Raw genomic sequence first — 24537 nt, 5'->3', positions numbered from 1 at the left:
ATAATGGCTCTGCGACTCGGCAGTAATCAGTTGCTCAATATGAGTGCTGCCTGCAGCTGTCTGGCGCTCTGTTCCCACGTCAGCCAAGGCATGTCACTTGAATCTGGATGCATTGAGTCCTTGTGTAACTCTAACCAGGCCGCGATTGCTTCACTAATGTCAGTAGGGTGCAAGCCGCTGAAATAAAATGCGTGGGTACCTGCGATTTCCTTGAACACAGGCAGATCACGAATAATCATTGGAAGATTATATTGAGCTGCTTCGATCAATGGCAGGCCGAACCCCTCGCCTTCCGATGCTGCTATCAGACACGTCGACGCCGAGTAAATCTTTTCGAGGTACTCATCACTGATGCCTTCCAGCCAGAAAAGCCTATTGCCTTTCTCGGGATGGTTTTCAAGGCGTGCGACCAGCTCGTCCACAAGCCAGCCCCGTTTCCCGACGATGACAAGATTGATGTCCTGCCCCTGCTCCCATAGACTTTCAAAAGCAGAGAGAGTTTGCGCATGCCCTTTGCGCGGCTCCACGGTACTGACCATCAGAAAGCTTGGCTTCTGCACCAGACGTGCCAACAGCTCCCCTGCATCATCGGGCAGACCTGCAGAAGGCAGGCTGTTGTCGATATCGGCCCCCAGGTGGAAGCTTTTTACACTTGGCTTGTTGCCTGCGCACTTGTCCACGTTGTCAGCAAGCCATTGCTTCAACTCATCCGCAACTGCGCCCGATATGCAAATCAGACTGCTGGCGACCATGCTGATTTTCTGCAGCCAGTCGTTGAACAACTCAGCATTCGGCGCCACCCACCAGTCAGGGCGGTGGAACAGCAGCAAGTCGTACACGATGTAACTGACCTGTACACCCATCTGCCGCATCTGATTGTGCAGCGGATAGAGTTGACTTGCCAAGTGCATGTTCAAGTCCAGAGACAGATAGATGTCGTCTTGGGCGAAGTCGACAATGGCGTCTGTCGTCTCGGAAAACTGATCATAGATGCGCGAGGCAAAGGCATTAGCATAATAATACTGGCCATCCGCGAAGTAGATCGGACGAACAGTCAGGCCTGCTGGTTGGTCATTCAAGAACTCGTGGAGCAGACTGCGTACAACACGCTGAATACCTGATTTGGCATCACTGTGAACGATGCTGGATACATCAAGCAACAACTGCCTGTGATCAGCACCTGCAAAGTCAAATGCGATACTTTTCGCAACCTGGAAAAGCTCGATGTCAGTAGGCGCAGTGTCCGAGAGTGAAATCAGTCGCTCCAGCAATGCAGCTCCAGGATCAGGCAGGTCAGGCTGATCAGCAGCAACCGACGAATGCCTCGACTCCAAAGCTTCGATGGCTTTTTTCGCAGACTCATCCCACGAAAACTTCTTGCACTGCTCCCCTGCATTGGTAAGCAATCTTGAGCGGAAGCCATCGCTTTCTAGACCTTCTAGCATTTTCTCAGCGATGGAGCCGACCGAGAAAGGGTCGAACAGCGCTTCGTCGAACCCGATGACTTCCGGAACACTGCTGCAGTTAGAACCGATCACCGCAGCACCGCATGCCATGGCTTCCAGCACCGGAAGACCAAAGCCTTCATGGGTCGACGGGAAGACAAACAACTTGGTCAACGAATAGAGGGCAATCAGGTCTGCATCATTGACGTAGCCAGTCAGTACCAACTCCGAGGCCTTGACGCCATATTGCTCTGCGAAGGCGAGCAGTTCCATTCGCTGCTGAGCATGCAGCTTGCTCGCGATAACCAGCTGGTGCCTGGCTTTAAGCGCGCTGGGCAACGTGCTATAGGCTTCAAGCAAGCGAGCGAAATTCTTCCTGGGGTCAAAGCCGCCCGGCGCATAAAGAATGAACTCGCTTTTCACGCCCAGACGCTCAAGTATCGCCGAGCTTTTGCTCAGATTCACTTCATCGGGAATAAACTGCTCACCAATAGCCGCGGAAATATTGGCTATCTTTGCTTGGTCAATGCCTAGGTGCGTCACCGCCTCCTGACGCGAGGAATCGGAAATGGCCAGCAAAGTATCGGCTTTTTTCAGCCAGTCTATTTTACGGTGGTAATAGTCTTTCAGCTCTGCGGTAGGAAGATAGACATCCTCATTCATAAACGGAATCAGGTCATAGAGGATTACTGCGGTTTGATGGGTTGCCGGCACAGCACCGACGGACGTCACTGCGTTGGCCCAATAGCCTTCAAAAAGACTGCTGACCACTACCGCATCGGGTTTCAGCGTGGATAAGAAGGACTCTCTGATGACTTCAGATGCTCTCGCCACCCAAGGAGTCGGATTCGCATCACCCGGCACGTCAAATATACGGATGCGGTTCTCGGGAATAAGACCAGAAAAGGCAACCCTTATGTCAGGAATGCTTTCCGACATGCAGTTGTTCAGAGCCAGCCATATCTCATGGCTCCCGGCATTTCGTGCGATGGCCTGAGCCAATGACAGAGAATAGCGACCAATACCGCGAAAACGACTTTCGGACTGAGCGCCCTGTAGATCAATGACAATACGCATTAACGGTTTTCCTTGCGCTCAAAAGCCAGCTTCAAATCAGAATAAACACGCGCCACCCTTGGGCTTGCTGTCGGAAAACCATCGTCAGTCGCCTCTGTTGCAGCCGTAACAGGAGTCACTTCATGAGGCCGAGGCTGAATAATTCCGTGGCGCAGGGCAAATTGCCTGACGCTATTCAAAAAATTGGGGTATGCCTGCGCCTTATTGAGAAGACGCGTGCGTAAGCGCGGCCTATTCAAAACAAAGCGTATCGAGCGGGCCAGAACAGAGCGTACAACTCGCTTGAAGAGACTCGAAGGTAGCCTGGTCGCTTTGCTGGATAGACTGGCCGACGTGCGAAGCGGCCGAGTTATCCGCCAGGATTTACTATTTTCAAACTGTGCAATGCGCGCCTCATAAGCGGTCGCCGTAAGCCACCAATGATGCGCATTGTTCAGCGATTGATCCAGTTGAGCTTGAATCTCATGCATCTGCGCTTGTTCGACCTGGTTCTCGTTGGCTTTCAGCCACCAGTGATGCGCATTATCTAACGATTCCTTGAGACGGGCCTGGAGCTCATCGACCCGTGCCTGCGCAGAGACTGCGTCTGTCACTTTAGTAACGCCGGTATCCTGCTGCAGTTGCGTAACCTGCGCCTGAAGCTCTTTCAGGTGAGAAAACGCTTCATTCAAGCGCGATTCCGATTCATTCATACGCAACTGTGCAGCTTCTTGACCCAGCTGAACACTATGAACACGCGACTCAGCAAGTTCGGCACGCAGTGTCACCTCACGTATCCTGGCTTCAACTTCGTCGTTATTTTGCAGCGCGTGCACACTGCTCTCGAGGCGCTTGCCTTGTTCCTGAACATGAGAGAGCTGATCACGCAGTTCCGCATGGGTCGCAGCACCCGATTCTTCCAGCGTACGCGCAATTTGCTCAATTTCCTGGCCGCGTTGCTGAACCTGATTCAACTGCTCACGCAGTTCAGTCTCAGTCGCAATACCTGACTCTTCAAGCGCACGCACAATTTGGTCAAGTTCCTGACCGCGTTGCTGAACCTGACTCAACTGCTCACGCAGCTCAGCGCATGTAGCGTCACTCTTTTCAACCCAGCCTGCCACCTGGGAGTCATAGCGACGCGAAAGTGATTCCAGCGACATGCCGTACTCTTTACCGAAAACGGCGTCGAATATCTCCAGTTGTTCGGGAGCAGCCGCTTTTTGCGCGACGATCGCGTAATCCGGACTGACGCCGTGCAGCACGCTGAATAAATCGACAGGCCCGCCTTCGGAAAGCGCGATGGGCTCTTGAAGACGCAGCAGCTGAGAGCGACTAAACCGAGAGTATTCAGTCAGAAAGCTCAACAGCAAATGCGGTATGGGGCAAGTATGGGTAGGGTCCAGATAAAATGTCTGCGTGCCCACCACAAGATTTTCCGAGTTGGGCGTTTCCAGAATAAGCAGACCGGCAGGTTTTAGTACTCTTAGCGCCTCGGCAACCAGCACTTTGAGATCGCCAAACGGAATATGCTCGGCGATGTGAAAACCTGAGATGACCGTCATGCTTTCATCTGGCAAGCTTCTCAACTTTTCCAGCGCATCAACGTTTTCGACCGGCAATCCCAATGCCGTACAGGCCTCAAGCATACCCACATCAAGATCGATACCAAGCGCCTGAAAGCCCTTTTGAATAAGAATTTCCAGCCACTCACCGCGGCCACACCCCAAGTCCAGTGCCTGAGATTCCGGATAAATCTGCTTTAAAGGTTCCAGGAAAGGAATGTAAACCTGCTGACGCTCATGGATCAACTCACGTGAGCCGCGATAACGATCTTCAAAGGCACGGTAGAAGGGAACGGTCATCGACTGAACTCCACAACAGGCGGCAGCCATGCCAACCCAACAAACTCGCTTTGCGAAATATTGACTACATTGAACACGAGCGTTAAATCCACCCATTCATAATTGCGTGATAAATGACTATCTGTTGTGTGGAGTGCCACCGCAACTGAATACGAGCCCACCCCCAGGTTGGCTGGAAAGTTGAAGGAGTAATCCAGAGACTCTCCTGCCTGCAGATCAACGACCTTGCAGCCCATATGATGCGTGTTGGTGCCGTAAACAGGCTGTCCCAGGCGATCCTTGATGAGATACCCCACTACCAGCTCGGGAATTGCACTGTTGACCTGAGCATTGATGCGCAAGGACACTGGCTCGCCGACGGAAACGTACTCAATACGCTCACCGGCAGCATTGTGCAGACTGACAGCGCCGATGGTGGCTTCTCCGCTTCCTGAGCGAGTCTGTACCGAACCATCCTCGAGCTCTCGGAGCTGTACCGTTGCGTTTTCCTTTTCGGCAATCAACGCATTATAGAAATCCATGACTTCTTCAGGCTTGCCATCTTTTATCACCGTGCCTTTTTCAAGCAATATCGCTCGGCTGCAAAGCGCCTGAATGGAACCTCGGTCGTGAGACACGATGAGTAATGTTGTTCCCTGAGCCTGGAACTGACGTATGCGCTCGAAGCTTTTATGCTGGAAGTAGCTGTCGCCGACAGATAACGCTTCATCAACAATAAGTATTTCAGGCCTGATCGCTGTGGCAACCGCAAACGCAACACGCATCTGCATGCCACTCGAATACATTCTCACCGGTTCGTCGAAATACTCGCCGATCTCTGCGAATGCCTCGATTTCATCAATAACACCGTTGATCTGATCAGCACTGAACCCCATCAGGCCGGCGGCGTGATAGACATTCTGACGCCCGGTCAAGTCGGGAGTAAAGCCCATCCCCAGCTCGAGAATAGCGGCGATACGGCCGTTGACCTGAACATGCCCTTCAGTAGGCTGCAAAGTCCCGGTTATCATCTTGAGCAGCGTCGACTTACCCGCCCCGTTCTGCCCAACAATTCCTATCGCCTCACCTGGCTCGATTGAAAAACTGATGTGTTTAAGGACCCAGTGCTCTTCGCTTGGCTTGGTAGGTATGCCGAACCACCGACCAATACGCTGAAACTCGGAAGCATAGACACGATAGGCCTTGCCCAGATTACTAACGCTCAACAGACTCATAGTACGTCCACCATCTCCGGCGCCGCCCGGCGAAACATGAATAGGCCCAGCAGCATCAGACCTGCAGCGACAGCGGCGGTGATGGCCATACTTTGCAGATCAGGCGCTCGCCCATAAACCAGAACGTCGTGGTAAGCACTGACGATCGGAAACATGGGGTTGATGCCCATGACGCTTTTGAATTGCTCGGGAATGATATTGACCGGGTACACGATCGGCGTGAACCAGAACCACACCTGCAGCAGAATCGGAATGACCTGACCGACATCGCGCACAAATACGTTCAATACACCCAGAATGAGACCCAGACCGACGGCCAACGCGGTCACTACGAGGGTCAGAGGAATCAGCCAGAGCATTTGCCAGTGCGGCCAAAGGCCCAGTGCAGCGAAGACAAGCAGTATCGCGGCAAACAGCAGAACATAATTGAGCAGGCATGAACCTGTGACAATCACGGGCAAAGTGATGCGTGGAAAACGCATCTTTTTCATCAGGTTGCCCTGATCAATGAACAGCGTCAGACAGCGACCGATGATCTCTGAAAAGTAGCTCCAGGCCAGCATACCGGCCATCAGGTAGACCGCATACGCATACTTGTTGTCGATGCCTGGTAGTTTGGCAGCCAGAACGTTGGAGAGAACCAGCGCGTAGATCGCAACCTGTGCCAGCGGGTTGATGATCATCCACAGGCCACCCAGGCGGCTGCGGGCGAATCGTGCGGAAAACTCATTGCGTATAGATGAAAAAACGAATCCCCGGTAACCCCAAAGGCTTCTGAACAGCTCCAACATTGGTGACTCCTGAAGAGGGTGAAGTCGTGCTTACCCTGAGTGTTCCTGTTTCGTGCAGTTAGTACACAAGCCCCGACCGCAGTGCGCGTAAGGCTGGTTTCACCGAGCGACGAAACGCAAAAAAACAGAAAAAGGTTTCTGGGGGCGCACTATATCGCCTTCGCTGGAATAGTCACCGTTTAGTCTTTAAATCGGCACGTTCAAAACGAATTATTCATGAGTCCAGCAGACGGAAAATCATGGAATTCTTCTGAAAATCAGGCAATTGCAGAACCTGTGATCAATGGCTATGTCATGGATGTCTACGAACGGCTCACGTGCAATGATACCCTTTCGCCACCTCTGCTATCACGGTAGTCACTCAAGAACAGAGCCGGCGAGTCGCTGAACGGGCATAATAAATGCCACACAACAAGGTGCAACAGTCGTCTACACGCTTGCTAACCTGTATCATGACCCGCCTCGAATACAGCACAAGCCCCCCCGTGAGCAAGCTGGGGCACCCGATCTTTGATGGAGTTAAAAAATCTAGCATGAAAGCAATCATTACCGGCATTACTGGTCAAGACGGCGCTTACCTGGCTGAGCTGCTGCTCGAAAAAGGCTATACCGTTTACGGCACCTATCGCCGTACCAGCTCCGTCAATTTCTGGCGTATAGAAGAGCTCGGGATCCAGAACAACCCTAATCTGCATCTCGTCGAGTATGACCTGACTGACCTGTCTGCCAGCATTCGCTTGCTGCAAACCACGGGCGCTACCGAGGTCTACAACCTCGCGGCACAAAGCTTCGTGGGCGTGTCGTTCGAACAGCCGTTGACCACTGCCGAAATCACCGGCATCGGCGCAGTCAACCTGCTGGAAGCCATTCGCATCGTCAACACCAAGATCCGTTTCTACCAGGCATCGACTTCCGAGATGTTCGGCAAGGTCCAGGCCATCCCGCAAGTAGAAAGCACTCCGTTCTACCCGCGCAGCCCGTATGGCGTCGCCAAGCTCTACGCTCACTGGATGACCATCAACTACCGTGAGTCGTACGACATCTTCGCCACCAGCGGCATCCTGTTCAACCACGAGTCGCCGCTGCGTGGCCGTGAGTTCGTAACCCGCAAAATCACCGATTCGGTTGCCAAGATCAAACTGGGCCTGATCGAGTCGTTCGAACTGGGCAACATGGACGCCAAGCGCGACTGGGGTTTTGCCAAGGAATACGTCGAAGGCATGTGGCGCATGCTGCAGGCTGATGAGCCGGACACCTTTGTCCTGGCCACAAACCGCACTGAAACCGTACGCGACTTCGTGAGCATGGCATTCAAGGCCACTGGCGTGACCATCAAGTGGGAAGGCGAAGCCGAGTCGGAAAAAGGCATTTGCGCAGACACTGGCAAGGTACTGGTTTCGGTCAATCCGAAGTTCTACCGCCCAACCGAAGTCGAGCTGCTGATCGGTAACCCTGCAAAAGCCAAGGAAGTCCTGGGCTGGGAACCGAAGACCAATCTGGAAGAGCTGTGCCGCATGATGGTCGAAGCGGATCTGCGTCGTAATGAAAAAGGCTTTTCGTTCTGATGAGTATTGCCGGCAAGCGCGCACTGATCACCGGAATCAACGGCTTTACAGGCCGTTTCATGGCGAACGAGCTTGCCGCCCAGGGCTGTGAAGTCCTTGGCGTCGGCAGTCAGCCTTCGGACAGTCCAGGCTACTACCAGGTGGATCTGGCAGACGTGGCAGGTCTTCGCAAGCTGCTGGCAGACACTCAGCCGGATATCGTCGTGCACCTCGCAGCATTGGCGTTCGTCGGGCATGGGGCAGCGGATGCTTTCTATCAGGTCAACCTGATCGGCACCCGCAACCTGCTCGAAGCGATCGATGCCTGCGGCAAGGTGCCTGACTGTGTGTTGCTGGCGAGCAGCGCCAATGTCTACGGCAATGCTTCATCCGGCATGCTGGATGAAACGACTCCGCCCGCACCGGCCAACGACTATGCCGTGAGCAAACTGGCGATGGAATACATGGCGAGCCTCTGGCACGCCAGGTTGCCCATTGTCATCGCCAGGCCGTTCAACTACACCGGCGTCGGGCAGGCAGAGAACTTTCTGCTGCCCAAGATCGTTTCGCACTTCGCACGCAAGGCCAGCACCATCGAACTGGGCAACCTTGATGTGTGGCGTGATTTCAGTGATGTGCGCGCTGTTGTCAGCGCCTACCGTGGTCTGCTGGAAGCCTGCCCGGTCGGACAGACGATCAACGTCAGCTCCGGCGTGACGCACTCGCTGCGCGAAGTGATCGACATGTGCCGGGAAATCACTGGCCAGGATATCGACGTTCAGGTCAACCCTGCGTTTGTCCGGGCCAATGAGGTCAAGACCTTGTGCGGCAGCAACGCTCGCCTGCGCGCGTTGGTCCACGACTGGGAGACCCCGCCGCTTCGGGAAACCCTGAGCTGGATGTTGCCCTCCGCTTGATTGGTGGGCAGTTACAAAATAAGGCCTGTCTACCTGGTAGACAGGCCTTTCCTTTTTAAACACCCTTAAAGCCCGTGGTGAACGACTCAGCACGCATGGCTGAATCAGGCAGACGATGATCAAGGTTCTTCACTTCTTCAAAACCTACTACCCGGACACCACCGGCGGGATAGAGCAGGTCATTTTCCAGCTCGCTCAGGGCTGCCGTGTGTTGGATGTAGAAAGCCAGGTGCTGACGCTGAGCCCATCCCCCTCCCCCGCTCGCCTGCAGGTCGCAGACCACCAGGTCACGCGCGTGAAGGAAAACTTCAATCTGGCGTCCACGGGCTTTTCTGCAAGCGTCTTCAGTCAGTTCAGGGAAATGGCCGCGGAAGCCGATCTGGTTCATTTTCATTTCCCCTGGCCGCTGATGGATCTGGTGCATTTCGCCACCCGCCATGGCCGGCCAACGGTGCTCAGTTATCACTCGGACATCATCAAGCAGCGCACACTGCTGAAGCTGTACAGCCCGTTGATGAACCAGTTTCTCAAACGCATGGACCGCATTCTGGTGGCCTCGCCTAATTACCTGCAGACCAGCGATACCCTGAAACCCTTCGCCGACAGGACCGTGGTCGTGCCCTACGGGCTGGATCAGTCGGCCTATCCGGTGGTCCCGGCGCAGAAACGTTCAGAATGGCAACAGCGCGTGCCGGGCAAGTTCTTTCTGTTCGTCGGCGTGCTGCGCTATTACAAGGGCCTGCACACACTACTCAGTGCCTTGGAGGGCGTTGATTACCCGGTGGTGATCCTCGGTGGCGGACCTCAGGAGGCCGAGCTCAAGGAACAGGCCGAGAAACTGCAACTGCGCAACGTGCTGTTTCTCGGTCGACTGGACGATGAAGACAAGGCGTGCCTGCTGCAGATGTGTTACGCCCTGGTCTTTCCTTCCCACCTACGCTCGGAAGCATTCGGCATCTCGCTGCTTGAAGCCTCGATGTACGGCAAGCCGATGATCTCCTGCGAGATCGGCACCGGCACGACCTACGTGAATATCGACGAAGAAACCGGCCTGGCAGTACCACCGGAAAATCCGCTGGCGTTGCGCGAAGCGATGCGCCGCTTGTGGGAAGACCCGCAGCAAGCGGCCCGCTTCGGCGAGAACGCGCTGGCACGCTTCCATGAGGTGTTCACCGCCGAAAAGATGTGCGCGTCGACTGTGCAGGCCTATCAAAGCCTGCTGAAATGAATGTCATCTCTCGATGAATAAAAAAGCCCCATCACTGGGGCTTTTTACTGACTATTTGGCGTATCACCCCAACCGAAACCGCGCCGTATTATCATTCAACGCCCGACTGCCCTGACTCAAGGTATCCGCCGCCTGATTGACTGCGCGGGCACCTTGCAGCAAACGCCCTGCGGCCTGATCGACCTGCTGGATGTTGCTGCTCACTTCATCAGCGGTCGACGCCTGTTCTTCCACGGCGGTCGATATCTGCGCCAGCGTATCGGTCACACCCTGCACTGCCGTGGCGATTTCGCCCAGGCGGACGCCCAGCCCGGTCACCGACTGCGCATCGTTGACGGCTTGCCCGCAGGCCGCTTCCATCAGGTTGACCGCCTGCGTCACGGTGGAGCGCAAGCTGTCGACCGTGCCGGCGATCTGGGCGGTCGAGGCCTGGGTACGCTGGGACAGGCTGCGCACTTCATCGGCAACCACCGCGAACCCGCGCCCTTGTTCACCGGCGCGTGCCGCCTCGATGGCTGCGTTGAGGGCCAGCAGGTTAGTCTGTTCGGCGATGCCGCGAATGGCATCCACCACCGATTGAATCTGCTGCCCCTGCTCGCTGACCCGACCCAGCGCGGCGGCAGTCTCGGTCAGACGCTGATTGAGCTGCTGGATACTGTCAGTGGTGCGCTGGCTGTCCTGACTGCTTTGCTGAGCAATCTGACGCGTCTGCCGAGCGCTTTCCGATGCCTGTTCACAGCTTCTGGCCACGCCCTGGGAGGTGGCGGCCAGCTCGGTGGCTGCTGCGGCGATCTGACTGATCTGTTGCTGCTGGTCTTCGACCTCGCTCAGCGTTCCGCTGGACTGGGCATTCAGCGTCAGCACCGCATCGCCGACGCGAACCGTTTCCTGATTGACGCCCAGCAGGCTGGTACGCAGTTGCACCACCGCGACGTTCAGCGCGCGACTGATGGCAGCAAGCTCGTCACGGCCCTGCACAGCCACTTCCACACACAGATTACCGTCACGCAGGGACTCAGCCAGCGTGGTGATGCCTTTGGCGCTATTGCGGATCGAGGATTGCAGACAGGCGAACAGATAGATTGCCATGATCACCAGGACACAGAAGATCACTGCCATCGGGATGAACTCGGTGTTGGAGCTCTCGTGGTAGTAATCGAGACGTCCATTGAGCGCGTCAAGCGATTGCCTGCGCAAATCTGCCGTGCTGCCGGTCAGGGTGTCGATGCTCTTTTCGAACTCTTCAGGCTTGAGCTTGATGCTGCCGCCGAAAACACCGTCATCAATGACCTTAAGCTGTGTCTCCAGCACTTGTATTACTGCAGCGTACTTGTCCGCCCAAGGCTGCAACTGCTCGGGAAGCTTGGACAGCAGCAGGCCGGCAGCCTTTTGCATCTGATCCCTGGAGTCATCGATGCGACCGCGCAGATCGCGCATTTGCAGACGGCTCTGCAGACTGAACTGACCCGATGCCACCGACGTCTGCCCGACACTCGACAGACGGCCGATACGCTCGATCAGGTCCGGCACTTGCTGGGTGGAGAGCTGCATGAGCATGTAGGTTTCAAGCCAGGGGTCGAGAATCAAACCGCTGTCCATCGCGATCTGCTCGCGCAGCGCCTGGACCAGATTCAGCACCGTAGTGAATCGGTCATAGCCATCAGGCCACCAGCCCACTGTGCGCAATGATGCCGTGTCCAGACCGGTGACAGCGGCTTGAAGCGTCTTGAACCGGTTCATGGTATCGACAGGCGCCTTTTCCTCGACCAATGCGGCCTGAACGCCTTCCAGCGCCTTGGCAATGCGAGGGATCCCCGCATCGACGTTGGCCATCGCCGCCTTCGCTGCCGGGGTCGGCTCGCGCAGGATATCGGCGGCTTTCCAGCGTGCGGCATGATCGCGCTGGGCGGACAGCTCGATGTTCAGATCGTCGAGCGCCAGCAACTGACGCACGCCGGATTGCTCCCCGGAAATGACATCGAGCTTGTTGCTGTACTCCTTGGTGATGACCCACGCGCTGCCCGCCAGCGGCAACATGAACAGCAGGAACAAGACCTGAAACTTGCGAGCAAAACCAAAATGTCCCATCAGGCGCATGCCTGGTGACAAAAGACTGTTCATGTCCTGCGACTCCCCGTGAACACCTGCCAGATCTGCACAAACAGAGGCGATGCCTTTTGTTGGAAAAACACTAGCAGCAAAATGCCATGTTATTGTTTCAATGACGATACGCGTCGCCTCAGATTGGTACGCAAAGTGTCGCCATTCGTTGTTCTTGGCGTCAAAAAGCTTCTCAAACGAGCTATCAGGCACAACCAAGCAAGAACCGGACCGCCCAGCCGACGGGAAAAGCGCTTTACGGCAGCCATTTTCTTATCCCGTAAAAGCTCGAAACCAGGTGCAAGCTTTTGCAGCAGTGGCTCGCGATTTCAGCAAGCCGCGAAAAGATGTGGATCGAAGAGTTGATTCCGATGCTCGGTAAGCAGGCCTAGCAGGCGCAAGGCTCACAGAAGCCAAAAAAAGCCGCAAGCTGGCCAGCGCGCTGCACCCGGACCGTGAACAGGATGCCGATGAGCGCGAACGGACAACGGCGCCAAGGCCTGGCTCAGGGAGCGAAGGGAGATGGCCGAGTGCTATTCGATGACCTGAAGATACTCGACACCCTGTTCCGGTAAGCGCCCGGAAAGACGTTCCGACAAGCGCTGCCACCTAACCGGTTGATCGCACGCAATTATTTTTCACAACAACGCTTGACACATATGCGTTCTCCGAGAATAATGCGCGCCACTTGGCTACATAGCTCAGTTGGTTAGAGCATAGCATTCATAATGCTGGGGTCCGGGGTTCAAGTCCCTGTGTAGCCACCAAGTACCGATTCACAGTTTTCTTCTGATCACTGTGAATCAACAAGAAGCCCGCCTCGTGCGGGCTTTCTTGTTTCTGGACTTCCCGTTTTGTCACACCTCTTATGCCTCCCAGCCCCCCCTGCGTGTGCTTAAAGCACGCCTCCGGGATTTCAGGACGTCGTCGGGAGACGGGTTTCCCTAGCGAGCGCCAACCAGGCCTCGGCCGCAGGTGACAAGTGCGCGTTCTTGCGCCATGCCAACACCATATGCCAATCCGTATCCGGCTCGTCCAGCGCAACCAATCGAATCCCGTCGTGATAGTGCTTTTGCGCCAGCATCCTCGGCAAAAATGCGACACCCAGTCCTGCCGAGACCAGATCCACAATAAAGTCGACCTGACCACTGCGTGCAGTCACTTTGGGCGTAACGCCCTTGCGGTCGCAGGTCAGTTTGATCATGGTGTTCAGTGCAAACCCCACCTCGAAGAGGATAAATGGCGTTTCGGCCAGGTCTTCAATGACGACTCGTTTGCGCTTGGCCAATGGATGGTTCTCTGCCATGACCACCACCACCGGCTCGATACGCACATCCTGGTAATCGAACTCTTCACTGAACGAGTTCATCTTCAGCAGTGCTGCCAGCTCGACTTCTCCCGACGCCAGGCACTCATGCAGTTTGCTCGCGCCGTGTTCGGTGAGCTGAATATCGATATCCGGATAGCGGGCGCGGTATTGAGTGAACATGGCGGCGAAAAGCGCACCACTGCCCACGGGTGGCAGACCGATGCGCAACACGCCGCCCTTCAAACCACGCAGGTCGTTGAGCTCGGTCAGCAGATCGTTGCGCTCGGCCAACAGGGTCAAGGCGCGGCGGTAGACGATTTCACCGGCGGCGGTCAGTTCGCTGCGGTGGCCAATGCGGCTCAACAGCGGCGCGCCCAATTCGTCTTCAAGGGTCTTGACGGCCTTGCTGACGGTGGACTGAGTGAGCGATACCACGTCAGCGGCCTGGGAGAAGCTACCCTGACGCACCACTTCGACAAAAGTGCGTAATGTTCGAAGGTTCACAAGTATTCGATTTCCGACTGAATTCAAGTTGTATTAGTTGTTTTGATCATAGTCGGTTTTTCCGTAATCTGAATCTGCCGCTCACCCCTGGCGGCCTTGGTTCGTAGATTTATTCGCTCAGGAAAACGTCATGATTATTTCTTCGGCATCCGATTACCGTGCAGCGGCCAAACGCAAACTCCCGCGTTTTCTGTTTGATTACATTGACGGCGGTGCGTATGCAGAGCACACGCTGTGTACCAATGGTTCGGACCTGGCCGATATAAGCCTGCGCCAGCGGGTCCTGAAAAATGTCGATAACGTGAGTCTTGAAACCAGGCTGTTTGGCGAATCCCTGGCCATGCCGATTGTCCTCAGCCCCGTGGGCTTGAGCGGAATGTATGCGCGCCGGGGTGAAGTGCAGGCAGCCAAGGCCGCGGCGAACAAGCGGATTCCATTCTGCCTGTCGACGGTGTCGGTGTGTTCGATTGAAGAGGTAGCGTCGCAGAGCAAGCAGGCGATCTGGTTTCAGCTGTACGTGCTCAAAGACCGTGGCTTTATGAAAAACGCTCTGGAGCGTGCCAGGGCGGCGGGCGTCACGACGCTGGTCTTCACCGTCGACATGCCAACGCCCGGCGCGCGTTATCGCGATGCGCACTCGGGCATGTCCGGGCCTTATGCCGCGCCTCGACGCATTCTGCAAGCCATGACCAAGCCGGACTGGGCGCTGAATGTCGGCCTGCTCGGTCGCCCTCATGATCTGGGCAATATCTCCAGATACCTGGGCAAGGCCACCACGCTGGAAGATTATGTGGGCTGGCTGGCGAACAACTTCGACCCGTCCATCAGCTGGAAGGCTCTGGAGTGGATTCGTGAGTTCTGGGAAGGCCCGATGATCATCAAGGGTATTCTCGATCCGCAGGATGCCAGGGATGCGCTGAGTTTTGGCGCGGACGGCATTGTGGTATCCAACCACGGCGGACGTCAGCTGGATGGCGTGCTGTCCACCGCCAAGGCCTTGCCGCCTATTGTTCAGGCGGTCGGCAGTGACCTGACGGTGCTGGCCGACTCCGGCATTCGCTCGGGTCTTGATGTGGTGCGCATGCTCGCTCTTGGCGCCAAAGGCATATTGCTCGGACGCTCGATGGCCTATGCGCTGGGCGCCGATGGGCAGCGTGGCGTCGAGAATATGCTGGATATTTTTGCCAGGGAAATGCATGTGGCGACGACGTTGACCGGGGTGACATCGATTGAGCAGATCGACGAAAGCATTCTTGTTAAAGCAGTTGCTTGAAGGCCGGGACTGGATCGTTACTCAAGTCGGCCTTTCGACGAACTGCATTTTTCACTTTGAATGCCTGGTCTATGCTCGAAAATGCTGGCTCAAGACGAGCCAGCATTTCTCTTGAAGGAGCGAAGCATGCGTAAACTCGTACTCTCAATGACTGCCGCCCTCTTCCTGGCGGGTGCTGTAGCGCCCGTGGCCTTAGCAGAGAGTGAGCTCGAAAAGGGTGTCCGACACGATAACCGTGAGCTGGATAAAGGTATCGATCATGACGCCAAGGAAGTGGACAAAGGTGTGAAGCACGACGCCGACGAGGTCGACAAAGGTGCGAGGCATGACGACAAAGAGCGTCACAAGGCTGACAAGCATATCGATAAAGAAGTTAAAAAAGATCTCTGACCAAAAAGCCTGCCATTGAGCAGGCTTTTTTATGGGCGGATGACGCTGTAACGTCCGGCGGGTTTGATAAAACACCTACGCACAGGTGCTTCTAGCCCTCACCCTTACAGACCGGGCCATCTACTCAGGGCAAGTGGCCCGGCCTCTGTCACTGGATGTACGGTCAAATCTTGAAACTGTCGACCAGTTGTTTCAAACGTCCGGCCTGTTGCGAAAGCGCAGCACAATCCTTGAGCGTTTCATTAAGGTTGGCCACGCCTTGTTGATTGAGCGTGTTGATCTGATTGATATCGATATTGAGTGTTTCGACAACAGCGGTCTGCTCTTCTGTCGCCGCAGCGACGGATTGATTCATGCCGTCGATATCGCCAATGCGCCGCGTTACATCGCGTAGACGACTACCGGCCTGATTGGCAACTTCGACACTTTCCTGACTCGACGTCTGACTTTCATTCATGTTGAGTACGGCGTGCTGAGAGCCGGTCTGCAGGCCGCCAATCATCTTGTGGATCTCGTCGGCAGATGTCTGGGTGCGATGCGCAAGGTTGCGCACCTCGTCGGCCACTACCGCAAAACCGCGTCCGGCTTCACCCGCGCGGGCAGCTTCGATAGCGGCGTTGAGGGCCAGCAGGTTGGTCTGCTGCGAGATGCCTTTGATGACATCAAGAATGTGGCCGATGTTTTCGGTGCTGGCGTTGAGTTGCTCGATCTGCGTGCAGGAATCACTGATCTTGGCCGACAACGCGCTCATGGCGTGGATGGTCTTCTCGACCACTACCTGACCGTCTTCTGCCTGATTGCGGGCCTCACTGGCCTGGATCGAGGCGTCCGATGCGTTGCGGGCAATCTCCTGGGTTGCAGCCCCCAGCTCGTTGATCGCTGCAGCGACGCTGTTGGTCCGGGCGCTCTGCTCATCGAAACCGACGATGGACGAGTTGGAGGAGTTGACCACCCGCTGCGACAGGTCATGCACCTGAAGCGTTGCGGAGGAGACCTCAGCGATGGACGCATGCACGCGCTCCACGAACTGATTGAACGAACCACCCAGTGCGGCGAACTCGTCCTTGCCCTGAATGCTCAGACGCCGGGTCAGGTCACCCTCGCCTTGGGCGATGTCCTGCATCGCACGGCCCATATCGGTCAGCGGGCGCATCAGCGCGCGAATGAGCAGGCTCAACAGCAACGCAATCACGGCAACGGCAATCAGCACGGCAACCATCGCCGAGCTGCGAAACTGGCTCAAGGGCGCATAGGCCTTGTCCTTGTCGATCGACAGACCGATGTACCAGTCAGCCGAGGGCAGCCCGGTAATCGGGGTGAATGACAGCAGCCGTTGCTGACCATTGAGGGTCACCTCACGCAGGCGCGCGTCCAGGCTGATGGTCTGTCCGGGGTAGATGTCCTTGAGGTTTTTCATCACCTGTTCCTTGTCCGGACTGACGATGATCTGCCCGTCGCCACTGACCAGAAAGGCGTAACCCAGCCCACCGAATTCGACCGAGTTGATGATCTTGACCAGCGTGTCGAGGCTCAGATCGCCACCGACGACACCGGTGACCTGACCTGCCGCCTTGACCGGGCTGGCGATCGTTACCACCAGGCCACCCACGGAAGCCTGATAAGGCGCGCTGAGAATGGTTTTGCCCGCGTCGACAGTGGACTTGTACCAGGGCCGCTGGCGAGGGTCGTAGCCCGCAGGCATGTCCACGTTGGGCCGCTGAGTGAACGTGCCTTTGCTGTCACCGACATAGGTGAACTGGAAGGTCGATACCAGCGCAGACTGCGATACCAGCCCGCTGAGATCGGAATTGACCCCCTGAAAGGCTACGTTCTGGGTGAGATTTTCCAACACCAGAATGCGTCCGCTCAGCCAGTTCTGGACGCTGCTGGCAGTCAGCTGACCCGCTTGGCCCACGGAGGACTCAAGGTTCTGGTTGATCGTCTTACGTTGCAGGTAATCGTTGTAAAAGGTGAACAAGGCGAACGCCAGCACCACTACACCGGCCGCGGCCAACAGGATCTTATGACGAAACTTCAAATTCATGACAAGGCATCTCAAAAGGACTGCTAGAAGAAGGCTCAGATGCCAGAGCAACTTGCGACACAAAAAATGTCATGCCCTGCACACACAATGAACCTACAACGAATAGGGTTTTAATCGCGTAAACACAGCCAATAGCGTGCCTTTCCCGTGAAATGCTGCGCTGTACTCCAATGACGTTGGCAGTGCTTTATAACGGTGTGCCGACGCAATTGATATGCCTGAAAAAAATACTCGGCGCGTTTTGGAACTTTCTTTATTTTTTATTTCAGCTTGGCCGGTCCCTGCCGATAGCGTCTGTATACCTCACCCTGCCCTGACCTGTATGCCATACCTTTCAGGGATAACACCGTTTCAATGGCAGTTGTTGGAGAATTCAATGAGTAGCTGGTTTGCAAACATCAGCGTGAATATGAAACTGGCCCTTGGGTTCGGTCTAGTACTTGTTTTTACAGCCATTCTTGCATTGACTGGCTGGACCAGCATGAGCGGGCTGATCAATCGCAGCAACTGGATGAGTGACATTACTTCACTCAATGCCCAGTTGACCAAACTGCGCGTGACACGCCTCCAGTACATGGTGGCCGACGGCGACGAGAAGGTTGCCGAAACCGTGCAGACTTCGCTGGACAGCTTCAAGGCGTATCAGGAAAAACTTCGGGCCTCGTTCAAAAGTCCCGAAAACGTGAAAATGCTCGATCAGTTGGGCATCGTGATCGCTGACTACCAGAAGTCCCTCAACAACATGCGCAGTGGCTACAAGGCCAGCACTGCGGCTCGTGATGAGCTGACGACCCATGCTGTCAAAAGCCTCGCGGTGTTCGAGCAGCTTGTGACTGAAGTCAAAAATATGGACCCGGCTGACGCCAACCGCTTCGAGCAGTACCGACTTGTCACCGACGCAAAAGATGACTTGAGACTCGCACGCTATGAAGTGCGCGGTTACACCACCAATGCCACACCTGAGACCGAGCAGGCAGCCGTCTCGAAACTGGATGCGGCCATCAAGGATCTGGATGCGCTCAAGGCAACCTTCAGCGGCACTCAGGCCGATCAGCTCAGGCAGCTGGAAGCCTCGTTGATGGCGTACCGGGCGACCTTGCAGAACTTCAAGGCCGCCACGGGCACGATTGTCCAGGCGCGCAAGGAAATGACCACGCAAGGCCAGGATATCGTCAAGATCAGCGAGGACATGTACAAGCTGCAATTGGATCGCCGCGATCAGGAAAGCGCACAGGCGCGTACTACGCAGATTGTCTGCACACTGCTGGCGATCATTCTGGGCATCATCGCCGCAGTGATCATCACCCGGCAGATTACCCGTCCGCTGCAGGAAACCCTGGCGGTGGTCGACCGTATCGCATCCGGTGACCTGACCCAGACCTTGGCCGTGACACGTCGCGATGAGCTCGGCGTTCTGCAGCAAGGCATCCAGCGCATGGGCACCACGCTGCGCGAGCTGATTGGCGGTATTCGCGACAGCGTCGTACAGATCGCCAGTGCCGCCGAAGAACTGTCGGCGGTTACCGAACAGACCAGCGCTGGCGTCAACAGCCAGAAAGTCGAAACCGACCAGGTCGCTACCGCCATGCACGAGATGTCGGCGACGGTTGCAGAAGTGGCGCGTAACGCCGAACAGGCCTCGCAAGCCGCTTCCAACGCCGACCGCGAAGCGCGTGACGGTGACAAGGTGGTGGGTGAGGCGATCGCCCAGATCGAGCGACTGGCCAACGAAGTGGGTCGCTCGGCCGACGCCATGACTCAGTTGGAGCAGGAAAGCGACAAGATCGGCAAGGTGATGGACGTCATCAAGGCGGTGGCCGAACAGACCAACCTGCTGGCGCTCAACGCTGCTATCGAAGCAGCGCGTGCGGGTGAAGCCGGACGTGGATTTGCGGTGGTTGCCGACGAAGTCCGCGGCCTGGCACAACGTACGCAGCAATCCACCGTGGAGATCGAAACACTGGTCGCTGCGTTGCAGAGTGGTACGCGCCAGGTGTCCAGCATCATGCTCAACAGCCGCGAACTGACCGTCAGCAGCGTGACCCTCAGCCGTAAGGCTGGCACGTCGCTGGGCAGCATCACGCAGACGGTGTCGAGCATTCAGGCGATGAACCAGCAGATTGCCGCCGCCGCTGAAGAGCAAAGCGCGGTTGCCGAGGAAATCAGCCGCAGCATCGTCAACGTGCGCGATGTCTCCGAGCAGACCGCTTCGGCCAGCGAAGAAACCGCTGCGTCCAGCGTCGAACTGGCGCGCCTGGGCGGGCAGTTGCAAACGATGGTCAGCCACTTCCGGATCTAATCACCCGGCGTTGACATCAAGCCCGGTCTTTACCGGGCTTGATTGTTTCTGCACTCCTGACCGTCACGCCTGTGGCGGCTGCCCGTTGGACGCCGACAGGCCGCCATCGACCGGGAGGTTGACGCCGGTCACGAAGCGCGCGTCGTCACTGGCCAGGAAAGCGATCACATCGCCGACGTCTTCGGCTTCACCCGGGCGACCCAGTGGGATGCGCTCCATGAACTTGGCCATCAACGCTTTGTCACCGAGCATATCTTCGGTCAGCTCGCTGCGGGTCAGTGAGGGGCAGACGGCATTCACGCGCACGCCGTCAGCACCATGGTCCATGGCCAGCGAACGAGTGAAGTTGGTGATCGCGCCCTTGGCCGCGTTATAGAAACTCATGCCCCAGTCGCCGCCCAGACCGGACACCGACGAGACGTTGATGATGTTGCCTTTGCTGGCGATCAGTGCAGGCATGGCGGTGCGGGTGCAATAGAACACGCCGTCCAGGTCCACGGACATCAACTCTTTCCAATCCTCTATGCCCAGCTCGGTCACTTTGCCGGACTTGACGATACCAGCATTGTTGACCAGCACATCCAGGCGCCCGAAGCGCGTCGCCACTTCCTTGAACAGCGCTTCCACGTCGCTCGGGTCGGCCACGTCCGCGGCTCTGACCAGGTGCCCTTCGCCCTTCAGTTGGGCGGCTACTTTGGCCAGCTTGTCGTGATTGCGGCCGACCAGCACGACGCTTGCGCCTTCCTCGGCAAAACGTTTGGCGGTCGCTGCGCCGATTCCGGAACCGGCACCTGTTACGACGACGACTTTCTGGGTGAAACGATTCATTCGGCAGTCTCCAAAAAAATGAATGGGATTATCGGGTGGACTGCACACCCGGCCGCAGCGTTCACTCGCATTTGATTTTGGTGTCAATGGCTCTGTAAATGACCGGTGAATCGTTAAACCTCGACCATGGGTGCGTTGACAACGCCGCAGCGGTCTGCAAATAATCCCCACAGTTGTACGACAACCTATAACGCCAAAAATAAAAACAACACCGAGGCCAGTCCATCATGAACACTCTCGCCGCGCCTGCTCGCTCGATCAGCAAGGGCTCAATCATTGAAGCCCTGATCAGTGACGCCTTGTTTACTGAAAACTCGCACTACCAGACACCCTTCTCGATTCACAACATTCGCTGAAACACAGCGAACGGTACTCGGCCGCCTGCAGGTCGAGGCCATGCCTGGCGACAGGCATCACGTANGGCCGCCGCTTGCGCGCGGCCAGGAAAGGGGACGGTTTCACTAAACAAGGGAGCACAACAATAATGACATCTAACACTACCCGCTCACGCATCCTGCTGGGCTTCGGCGGTATGACGCTGATTTTCCCGATGCTCGGCATGGCCGAAGGTTTCGTCGACGACACCAAGGCCACACTTACCCTGCGTAACGCCTACTTCAACCGTAATTTCACCAATCCTGCATACCCGAGCAGTGCCGCGCCACAGAGCAAGGCCGAGGAATGGACACAAAGCTTCATTCTCGACGCCAAGTCGGGCTTTACTCAGGGTGTGGTGGGTTTCGGGGTTGATGTGCTGGGCCTGTATTCGCTCAAGCTCGATGGCGGCAAGGGTACGGGCGGCACTCAGCTGCTACCGATCCACAGCGACGGGCGTCCGGCCGATGATTTCGGGCGCCTGGGCGTGGCGGGCAAGGCGCGGGTTTCCAAGACCGAACTGAAGGTCGGCGAATGGATGCCGGTGCTGCCGATCCTGCGCTCCGATGACGGTCGTTCGTTGCCGCAGACGTTTCGCGGTGGTCAGGTCACGTCCAAGGAGATCGACGGCCTGACGCTGTATGGCGGCCAGTTCCGCGGCAACAGCCCACGCAACGATGCGAGCATGGAAGACATGTCGCTGAACGGGCGAGGCGCATTCACCTCGGACCGCTTCAACTTCGGCGGCGGCGAGTATGTCTTCAACGACAAGCGCACCCAGGTAGGCGTCTGGTACTCGGAACTGCAGGACATCTATCAGCAGCAATTCTTCAACCTGCTGCACAGTCAGCCGCTCGGCGACTGGACCCTGGGCGCGAACCTGGGTTACTTCATCGGCAAGGAAGACGGCAACAAACTGGCCGGCGACCTGGATAACAAGACGGCCTACGCGCTGCTCTCGGCCCGCTATGGCGGCAGCACCTTCTATGTCGGTCTGCAGAAGCTGACGGGCGATACCGCGTGGATGCGCGTCAACGGCACCAGCGGCGGCACCCTGGCCAACGACAGTTACAACTCCAGCTACGACAACGCCAAAGAGAAATCCTGGCAGCTGCGCCATGACTACAACTTCGCGACGCTGGGCGTACCCGGCCTGACCCTGATGAACCGCTATATCAGCGGCGACAATGTGCACACCGGCAACATCACTGACGGCAAGGAATGGGGCCGGGAGTCTGAACTGGCCTACACCGTCCAAAGCGGTGCGCTGAAGAATCTGAACGTCAAATGGCGCAACTCCAGCCTGCGTCGTGATTTCAGCACCAACGAATTCGACGAAAATCGCGTGTTCGTCAGCTACCCTATTTCGTTGCTCTGAAAGCGTGGCAGAGCCTGTTGGCCACGGCAGGTTTTGCCTTGTTACAAATGTATCCGGCCAAGTGCGTGCACAGCCCGTTTTTAGACCTTGGCCGCGTTGACAATCAGCGTATGCGGTGCCGATAATCCGGCAAGTCATACGACAACAGATGACAAAAATAACAATCGGGACTTCTCTCATGGCATCGGCTCATACCACTCAAACTCCCTTCAATCGCCTCCTGCTGACCGGCGCGGCAGGTGGCCTGGGCAAGGTATTGCGCGAAACTCTGCGCCCTTACACAAAAGTGCTGCGGCTTTCCGACATTGCCGAGATGGCGCCCGCTGTCGACGGCAGTGAGGAAGTTCAGGTCTGCGATCTGGCCGACAAGAACGCCGTGCACCAACTGGTCGAAGGCGTCGACGCGATCGTGCATTTCGGCGGTGTGTCGGTCGAACGCCCGTTCGAGGAAATCCTCGGCGCCAATATCTGCGGCGTGTTCCACATCTACGAAGCCGCCCGCCGGCACGGCGTGAAACGCGTGATCTTTGCCAGCTCCAACCACGTGATCGGTTTCTACAAGCAGACCGAGACCATCGACGCGCACTCCCCTCGCCGCCCGGACAGTTACTACGGTCTATCCAAGTCCTACGGCGAGGACATGGCCAGCTTTTACTTCGATCGCTACGGCATCGAAACCGTCAGCATCCGTATCGGCTCATCGTTTTCCGAACCGCAAAACCGCCGAATGATGAGTACCTGGCTGAGCTTTGCTGACCTGACTCAGTTGATCGAACGCTCGCTGTACACGCCAGACGTGGGCCACACCGTGGTCTACGGCGTCTCGGACAACAAGACCGTCTGGTGGGACAACCGCCTGGCCAGCAAACTGGATTACAAACCGAAGGACAGCTCGGAAGTGTTCCGCGAGAAGGTCGACGCCCAGCCGCTGCCGGCAGCCGATGACCCGGCAATGCTTTACCAGGGCGGTGCCTTTGTGGCTTCAGGACCGTTCGGCGACCAATAAGCAGCGCTTTCCCCTCGCAGCACTCTGGAGACACGAACCGTCATGGATGCCGAACTGATTGTCGATGCACAGAACGCCACCGGCGAAAGCCCGGTCTGGAGCGTGCGTGATCAAGCGTTGTACTGGGTGGATATTCCCAAGGGCGAGTTGCATCGCTGGGATTTCAATCAGGACAGCACGCGCAGCTGGAAAGCGCCGCAGATGCTGGCCTGTATCGCCGCCGACAATCGGGGTGGCTGGGTGGCGGGGATGGAGAACGGAATCTTTCATTTGCAGCCCTGCGAAGACGGCAGCCTGATCAGCACGCTTCTGGCCAGCGTCGAACACGCGCAGGCAGGCATGCGCTTCAATGACGGCCGCTGCGACCGACAGGGTCGTTTCTGGGCAGGCACCATGTTTATGGACATGGCCGCAGGGGCGACGGTGGGGGCGTTGTATCGCTACAGCGCAGGCCAGACCACGCTGAATGCACAACTCAAGGACTTCATCGTCCCCAACGGCCTGGCGTTCAGCCCCGACGGCAAGGTCATGTACCTGTCCGACTCGCACCCCGGCGTGCAGCAGATCTGGGCCTTCGATTACGACACCGACAGCGGCACGCCGCGCAATCGCCGCCTGTTCGTTGACATGAACCATCACCTGGGTCGTCCCGACGGTGCGGCGATCGACACCGACGGCTGCTACTGGATCTGTGGCAACGACGCAGGCCTGGTTCACCGCTTCACCCCCACCGGCAAACTCGACCGTTCACTGGTCGTGCCGGTGAAAAAGCCAGCCATGTGTGCCTTTGGCGGCCCCAATCTGGACACGCTGTTCGTAACGTCCATTCGCCCGGGTGGCGATATTAGCGATCAGCCACTGGCTGGCGGCCTGTTCGCCCTGCGACCTGGGTTTCAGGGCTTGGAGGAACCCACGTTTCAGGGCTGACAGCGCCCTGCCGAAAATCCCGTAGCTCTACCAAAAATAACAAA

18 protein-coding genes, 1 tRNA gene and 2 pseudogenes are annotated in these 24537 nt (G+C 56.8%); 12 read left to right on the top strand and 9 right to left on the bottom strand.

Translation table 11 applies throughout. The features are described from left to right. Positions 1-26 precede the first annotated feature (26 nt). Genes AO388_RS09295 through AO388_RS09280 form a run of 4 tightly spaced genes read right to left on the bottom strand, consistent with a single transcriptional unit; the run spans position 27 to position 6371 of the window. Positions 27-2522, bottom strand: coding sequence for a glycosyltransferase family 4 protein (locus tag AO388_RS09295; RefSeq protein WP_058416344.1), 2496 nt, complete (start codon positions 2520-2522; stop codon positions 27-29). Then, positions 2522-4366 carry a class I SAM-dependent methyltransferase gene (locus tag AO388_RS09290; RefSeq protein WP_058416343.1) on the bottom strand — a complete coding sequence of 615 codons (1845 nt, stop codon included), beginning with the start codon at positions 4364-4366 and terminating at the stop codon, positions 2522-2524. The genes AO388_RS09295 and AO388_RS09290 overlap by 1 nt, the downstream gene beginning before the upstream one ends. Continuing rightward, positions 4363-5580 carry an ABC transporter ATP-binding protein gene (locus tag AO388_RS09285; protein WP_003345312.1) on the bottom strand — a complete coding sequence of 406 codons (1218 nt, stop codon included), beginning with the start codon at positions 5578-5580 and terminating at the stop codon, positions 4363-4365. Before AO388_RS09285 ends, AO388_RS09290 begins: the two co-directional genes overlap by 4 nt. After that, a complete protein-coding gene (locus AO388_RS09280; RefSeq protein WP_058416342.1) occupies positions 5577-6371 on the bottom strand; it encodes an ABC transporter permease in 795 nt (264 codons plus the stop codon). The genes AO388_RS09285 and AO388_RS09280 overlap by 4 nt, the downstream gene beginning before the upstream one ends. A gap of 533 nt (positions 6372-6904) precedes the next feature. On the opposite strand from AO388_RS09280, the gene gmd reads away from it, so the two are divergent. The 3 genes from gmd to AO388_RS09265 all read left to right on the top strand — a co-directional run bounded on the left by gmd (position 6905) and on the right by AO388_RS09265 (position 10060). Next, entirely contained in the window at positions 6905-7936 is a 1032-nt protein-coding gene (gene gmd / locus AO388_RS09275) for a GDP-mannose 4,6-dehydratase (protein WP_003414986.1), read from the top strand. Further along, a complete protein-coding gene (locus AO388_RS09270) occupies positions 7936-8832 on the top strand; it encodes a GDP-mannose 4,6-dehydratase (protein ID WP_058416341.1) in 897 nt (298 codons plus the stop codon). Before gmd ends, AO388_RS09270 begins: the two co-directional genes overlap by 1 nt. A 115-nt stretch (positions 8833-8947) precedes the next feature. Further along, entirely contained in the window at positions 8948-10060 is a 1113-nt protein-coding gene (locus AO388_RS09265) for a glycosyltransferase family 4 protein (protein WP_083515787.1), read from the top strand. 63 nt (positions 10061-10123) lie between these two features. Here AO388_RS09265 and AO388_RS30260 read toward each other — a convergent pair whose 3' ends face one another. After that, a complete protein-coding gene (locus tag AO388_RS30260) occupies positions 10124-11149 on the bottom strand; it encodes a methyl-accepting chemotaxis protein (protein WP_371124107.1) in 1026 nt (341 codons plus the stop codon). Positions 11150-12850: 1701 nt separating this feature from the next. On the opposite strand from AO388_RS30260, the gene AO388_RS09255 reads away from it, so the two are divergent. Continuing rightward, positions 12851-12927: transfer RNA gene (locus tag AO388_RS09255), tRNA-Met, on the top strand. A gap of 149 nt (positions 12928-13076) precedes the next feature. On the opposite strand, the gene AO388_RS09250 is transcribed toward AO388_RS09255, so the two are convergent. Next, the gene (locus AO388_RS09250; protein WP_058416339.1) at positions 13077-13973 is read right to left on the bottom strand and encodes a LysR family transcriptional regulator; all 897 of its coding nucleotides are present in this window, start codon (positions 13971-13973) and stop codon (positions 13077-13079) included. A 130-nt stretch (positions 13974-14103) separates the two neighbouring features. Here AO388_RS09250 and lldD point away from each other — a divergent pair, with 130 nt between their 5' ends. Both lldD and AO388_RS09240 read left to right on the top strand, forming a co-directional pair. Then, the gene (gene lldD / locus AO388_RS09245; RefSeq protein ID WP_058416338.1) at positions 14104-15246 is read left to right on the top strand and encodes an FMN-dependent L-lactate dehydrogenase LldD; all 1143 of its coding nucleotides are present in this window, start codon (positions 14104-14106) and stop codon (positions 15244-15246) included. 126 nt (positions 15247-15372) lie between these two features. Continuing rightward, positions 15373-15636: a hypothetical protein gene (locus AO388_RS09240; protein WP_058396846.1), complete on the top strand. Its 264-nt coding sequence runs from the start codon at positions 15373-15375 to the stop codon at positions 15634-15636. A gap of 163 nt (positions 15637-15799) precedes the next feature. Here AO388_RS09240 and AO388_RS30255 read toward each other — a convergent pair whose 3' ends face one another. Beyond that, positions 15800-16588: a methyl-accepting chemotaxis protein gene (locus tag AO388_RS30255; RefSeq protein WP_371124105.1), complete on the bottom strand. Its 789-nt coding sequence runs from the start codon at positions 16586-16588 to the stop codon at positions 15800-15802. A 117-nt stretch (positions 16589-16705) separates the two neighbouring features. After that, a pseudogene (locus AO388_RS30250) lies at positions 16706-17680 on the bottom strand (cache domain-containing protein); the annotation flags it as partial. Between the two features lie 214 nt (positions 17681-17894). On the opposite strand from AO388_RS30250, the pseudogene AO388_RS30245 reads away from it, so the two are divergent. Continuing rightward, positions 17895-19076: pseudogene (locus AO388_RS30245) on the top strand (methyl-accepting chemotaxis protein); the annotation flags it as partial. 39 nt (positions 19077-19115) lie between these two features. Further along, positions 19116-19979, top strand: coding sequence for a methyl-accepting chemotaxis protein (locus AO388_RS30240; RefSeq protein WP_371124103.1), 864 nt, complete (start codon positions 19116-19118; stop codon positions 19977-19979). Positions 19980-20042: 63 nt separating this feature from the next. Here the strand turns inward: AO388_RS30240 and AO388_RS09225 are convergent, their stop codons facing one another. Then, positions 20043-20807: an SDR family NAD(P)-dependent oxidoreductase gene (locus AO388_RS09225; RefSeq protein ID WP_003433744.1), complete on the bottom strand. Its 765-nt coding sequence runs from the start codon at positions 20805-20807 to the stop codon at positions 20043-20045. Positions 20808-21034: 227 nt separating this feature from the next. Here AO388_RS09225 and AO388_RS29915 point away from each other — a divergent pair, with 227 nt between their 5' ends. The 4 genes from AO388_RS29915 to AO388_RS09210 all read left to right on the top strand — a co-directional run bounded on the left by AO388_RS29915 (position 21035) and on the right by AO388_RS09210 (position 24493). Next, a complete protein-coding gene (locus AO388_RS29915; RefSeq protein ID WP_003365695.1) occupies positions 21035-21163 on the top strand; it encodes a hypothetical protein in 129 nt (42 codons plus the stop codon). A gap of 128 nt (positions 21164-21291) precedes the next feature. Further along, positions 21292-22560, top strand: coding sequence for an OprD family porin (locus AO388_RS09220; protein WP_058416337.1), 1269 nt, complete (start codon positions 21292-21294; stop codon positions 22558-22560). 178 nt (positions 22561-22738) lie between these two features. Then, complete coding sequence (locus tag AO388_RS09215; RefSeq protein ID WP_054080629.1) at positions 22739-23566, top strand: NAD-dependent epimerase/dehydratase family protein; 828 nt, start codon at positions 22739-22741, stop codon at positions 23564-23566. Positions 23567-23608: 42 nt separating this feature from the next. Then, positions 23609-24493 (top strand): glucurono-1,5-lactonase, encoded by an 885-nt coding sequence (locus tag AO388_RS09210; protein ID WP_058416336.1) that lies wholly within the window; start codon positions 23609-23611, stop codon positions 24491-24493. Positions 24494-24537 lie beyond the last annotated feature (44 nt).

It is taken from the genome of Pseudomonas sp. ICMP 10191, assembly GCF_001467335.1.
Lineage (GTDB): Bacteria > Pseudomonadota > Gammaproteobacteria > Pseudomonadales > Pseudomonadaceae > Aquipseudomonas > Aquipseudomonas cerasi.
The sequence above is the reverse complement of the archived record's forward strand: the minus strand, read 5'-3'. Positions and strand labels throughout refer to the sequence as shown.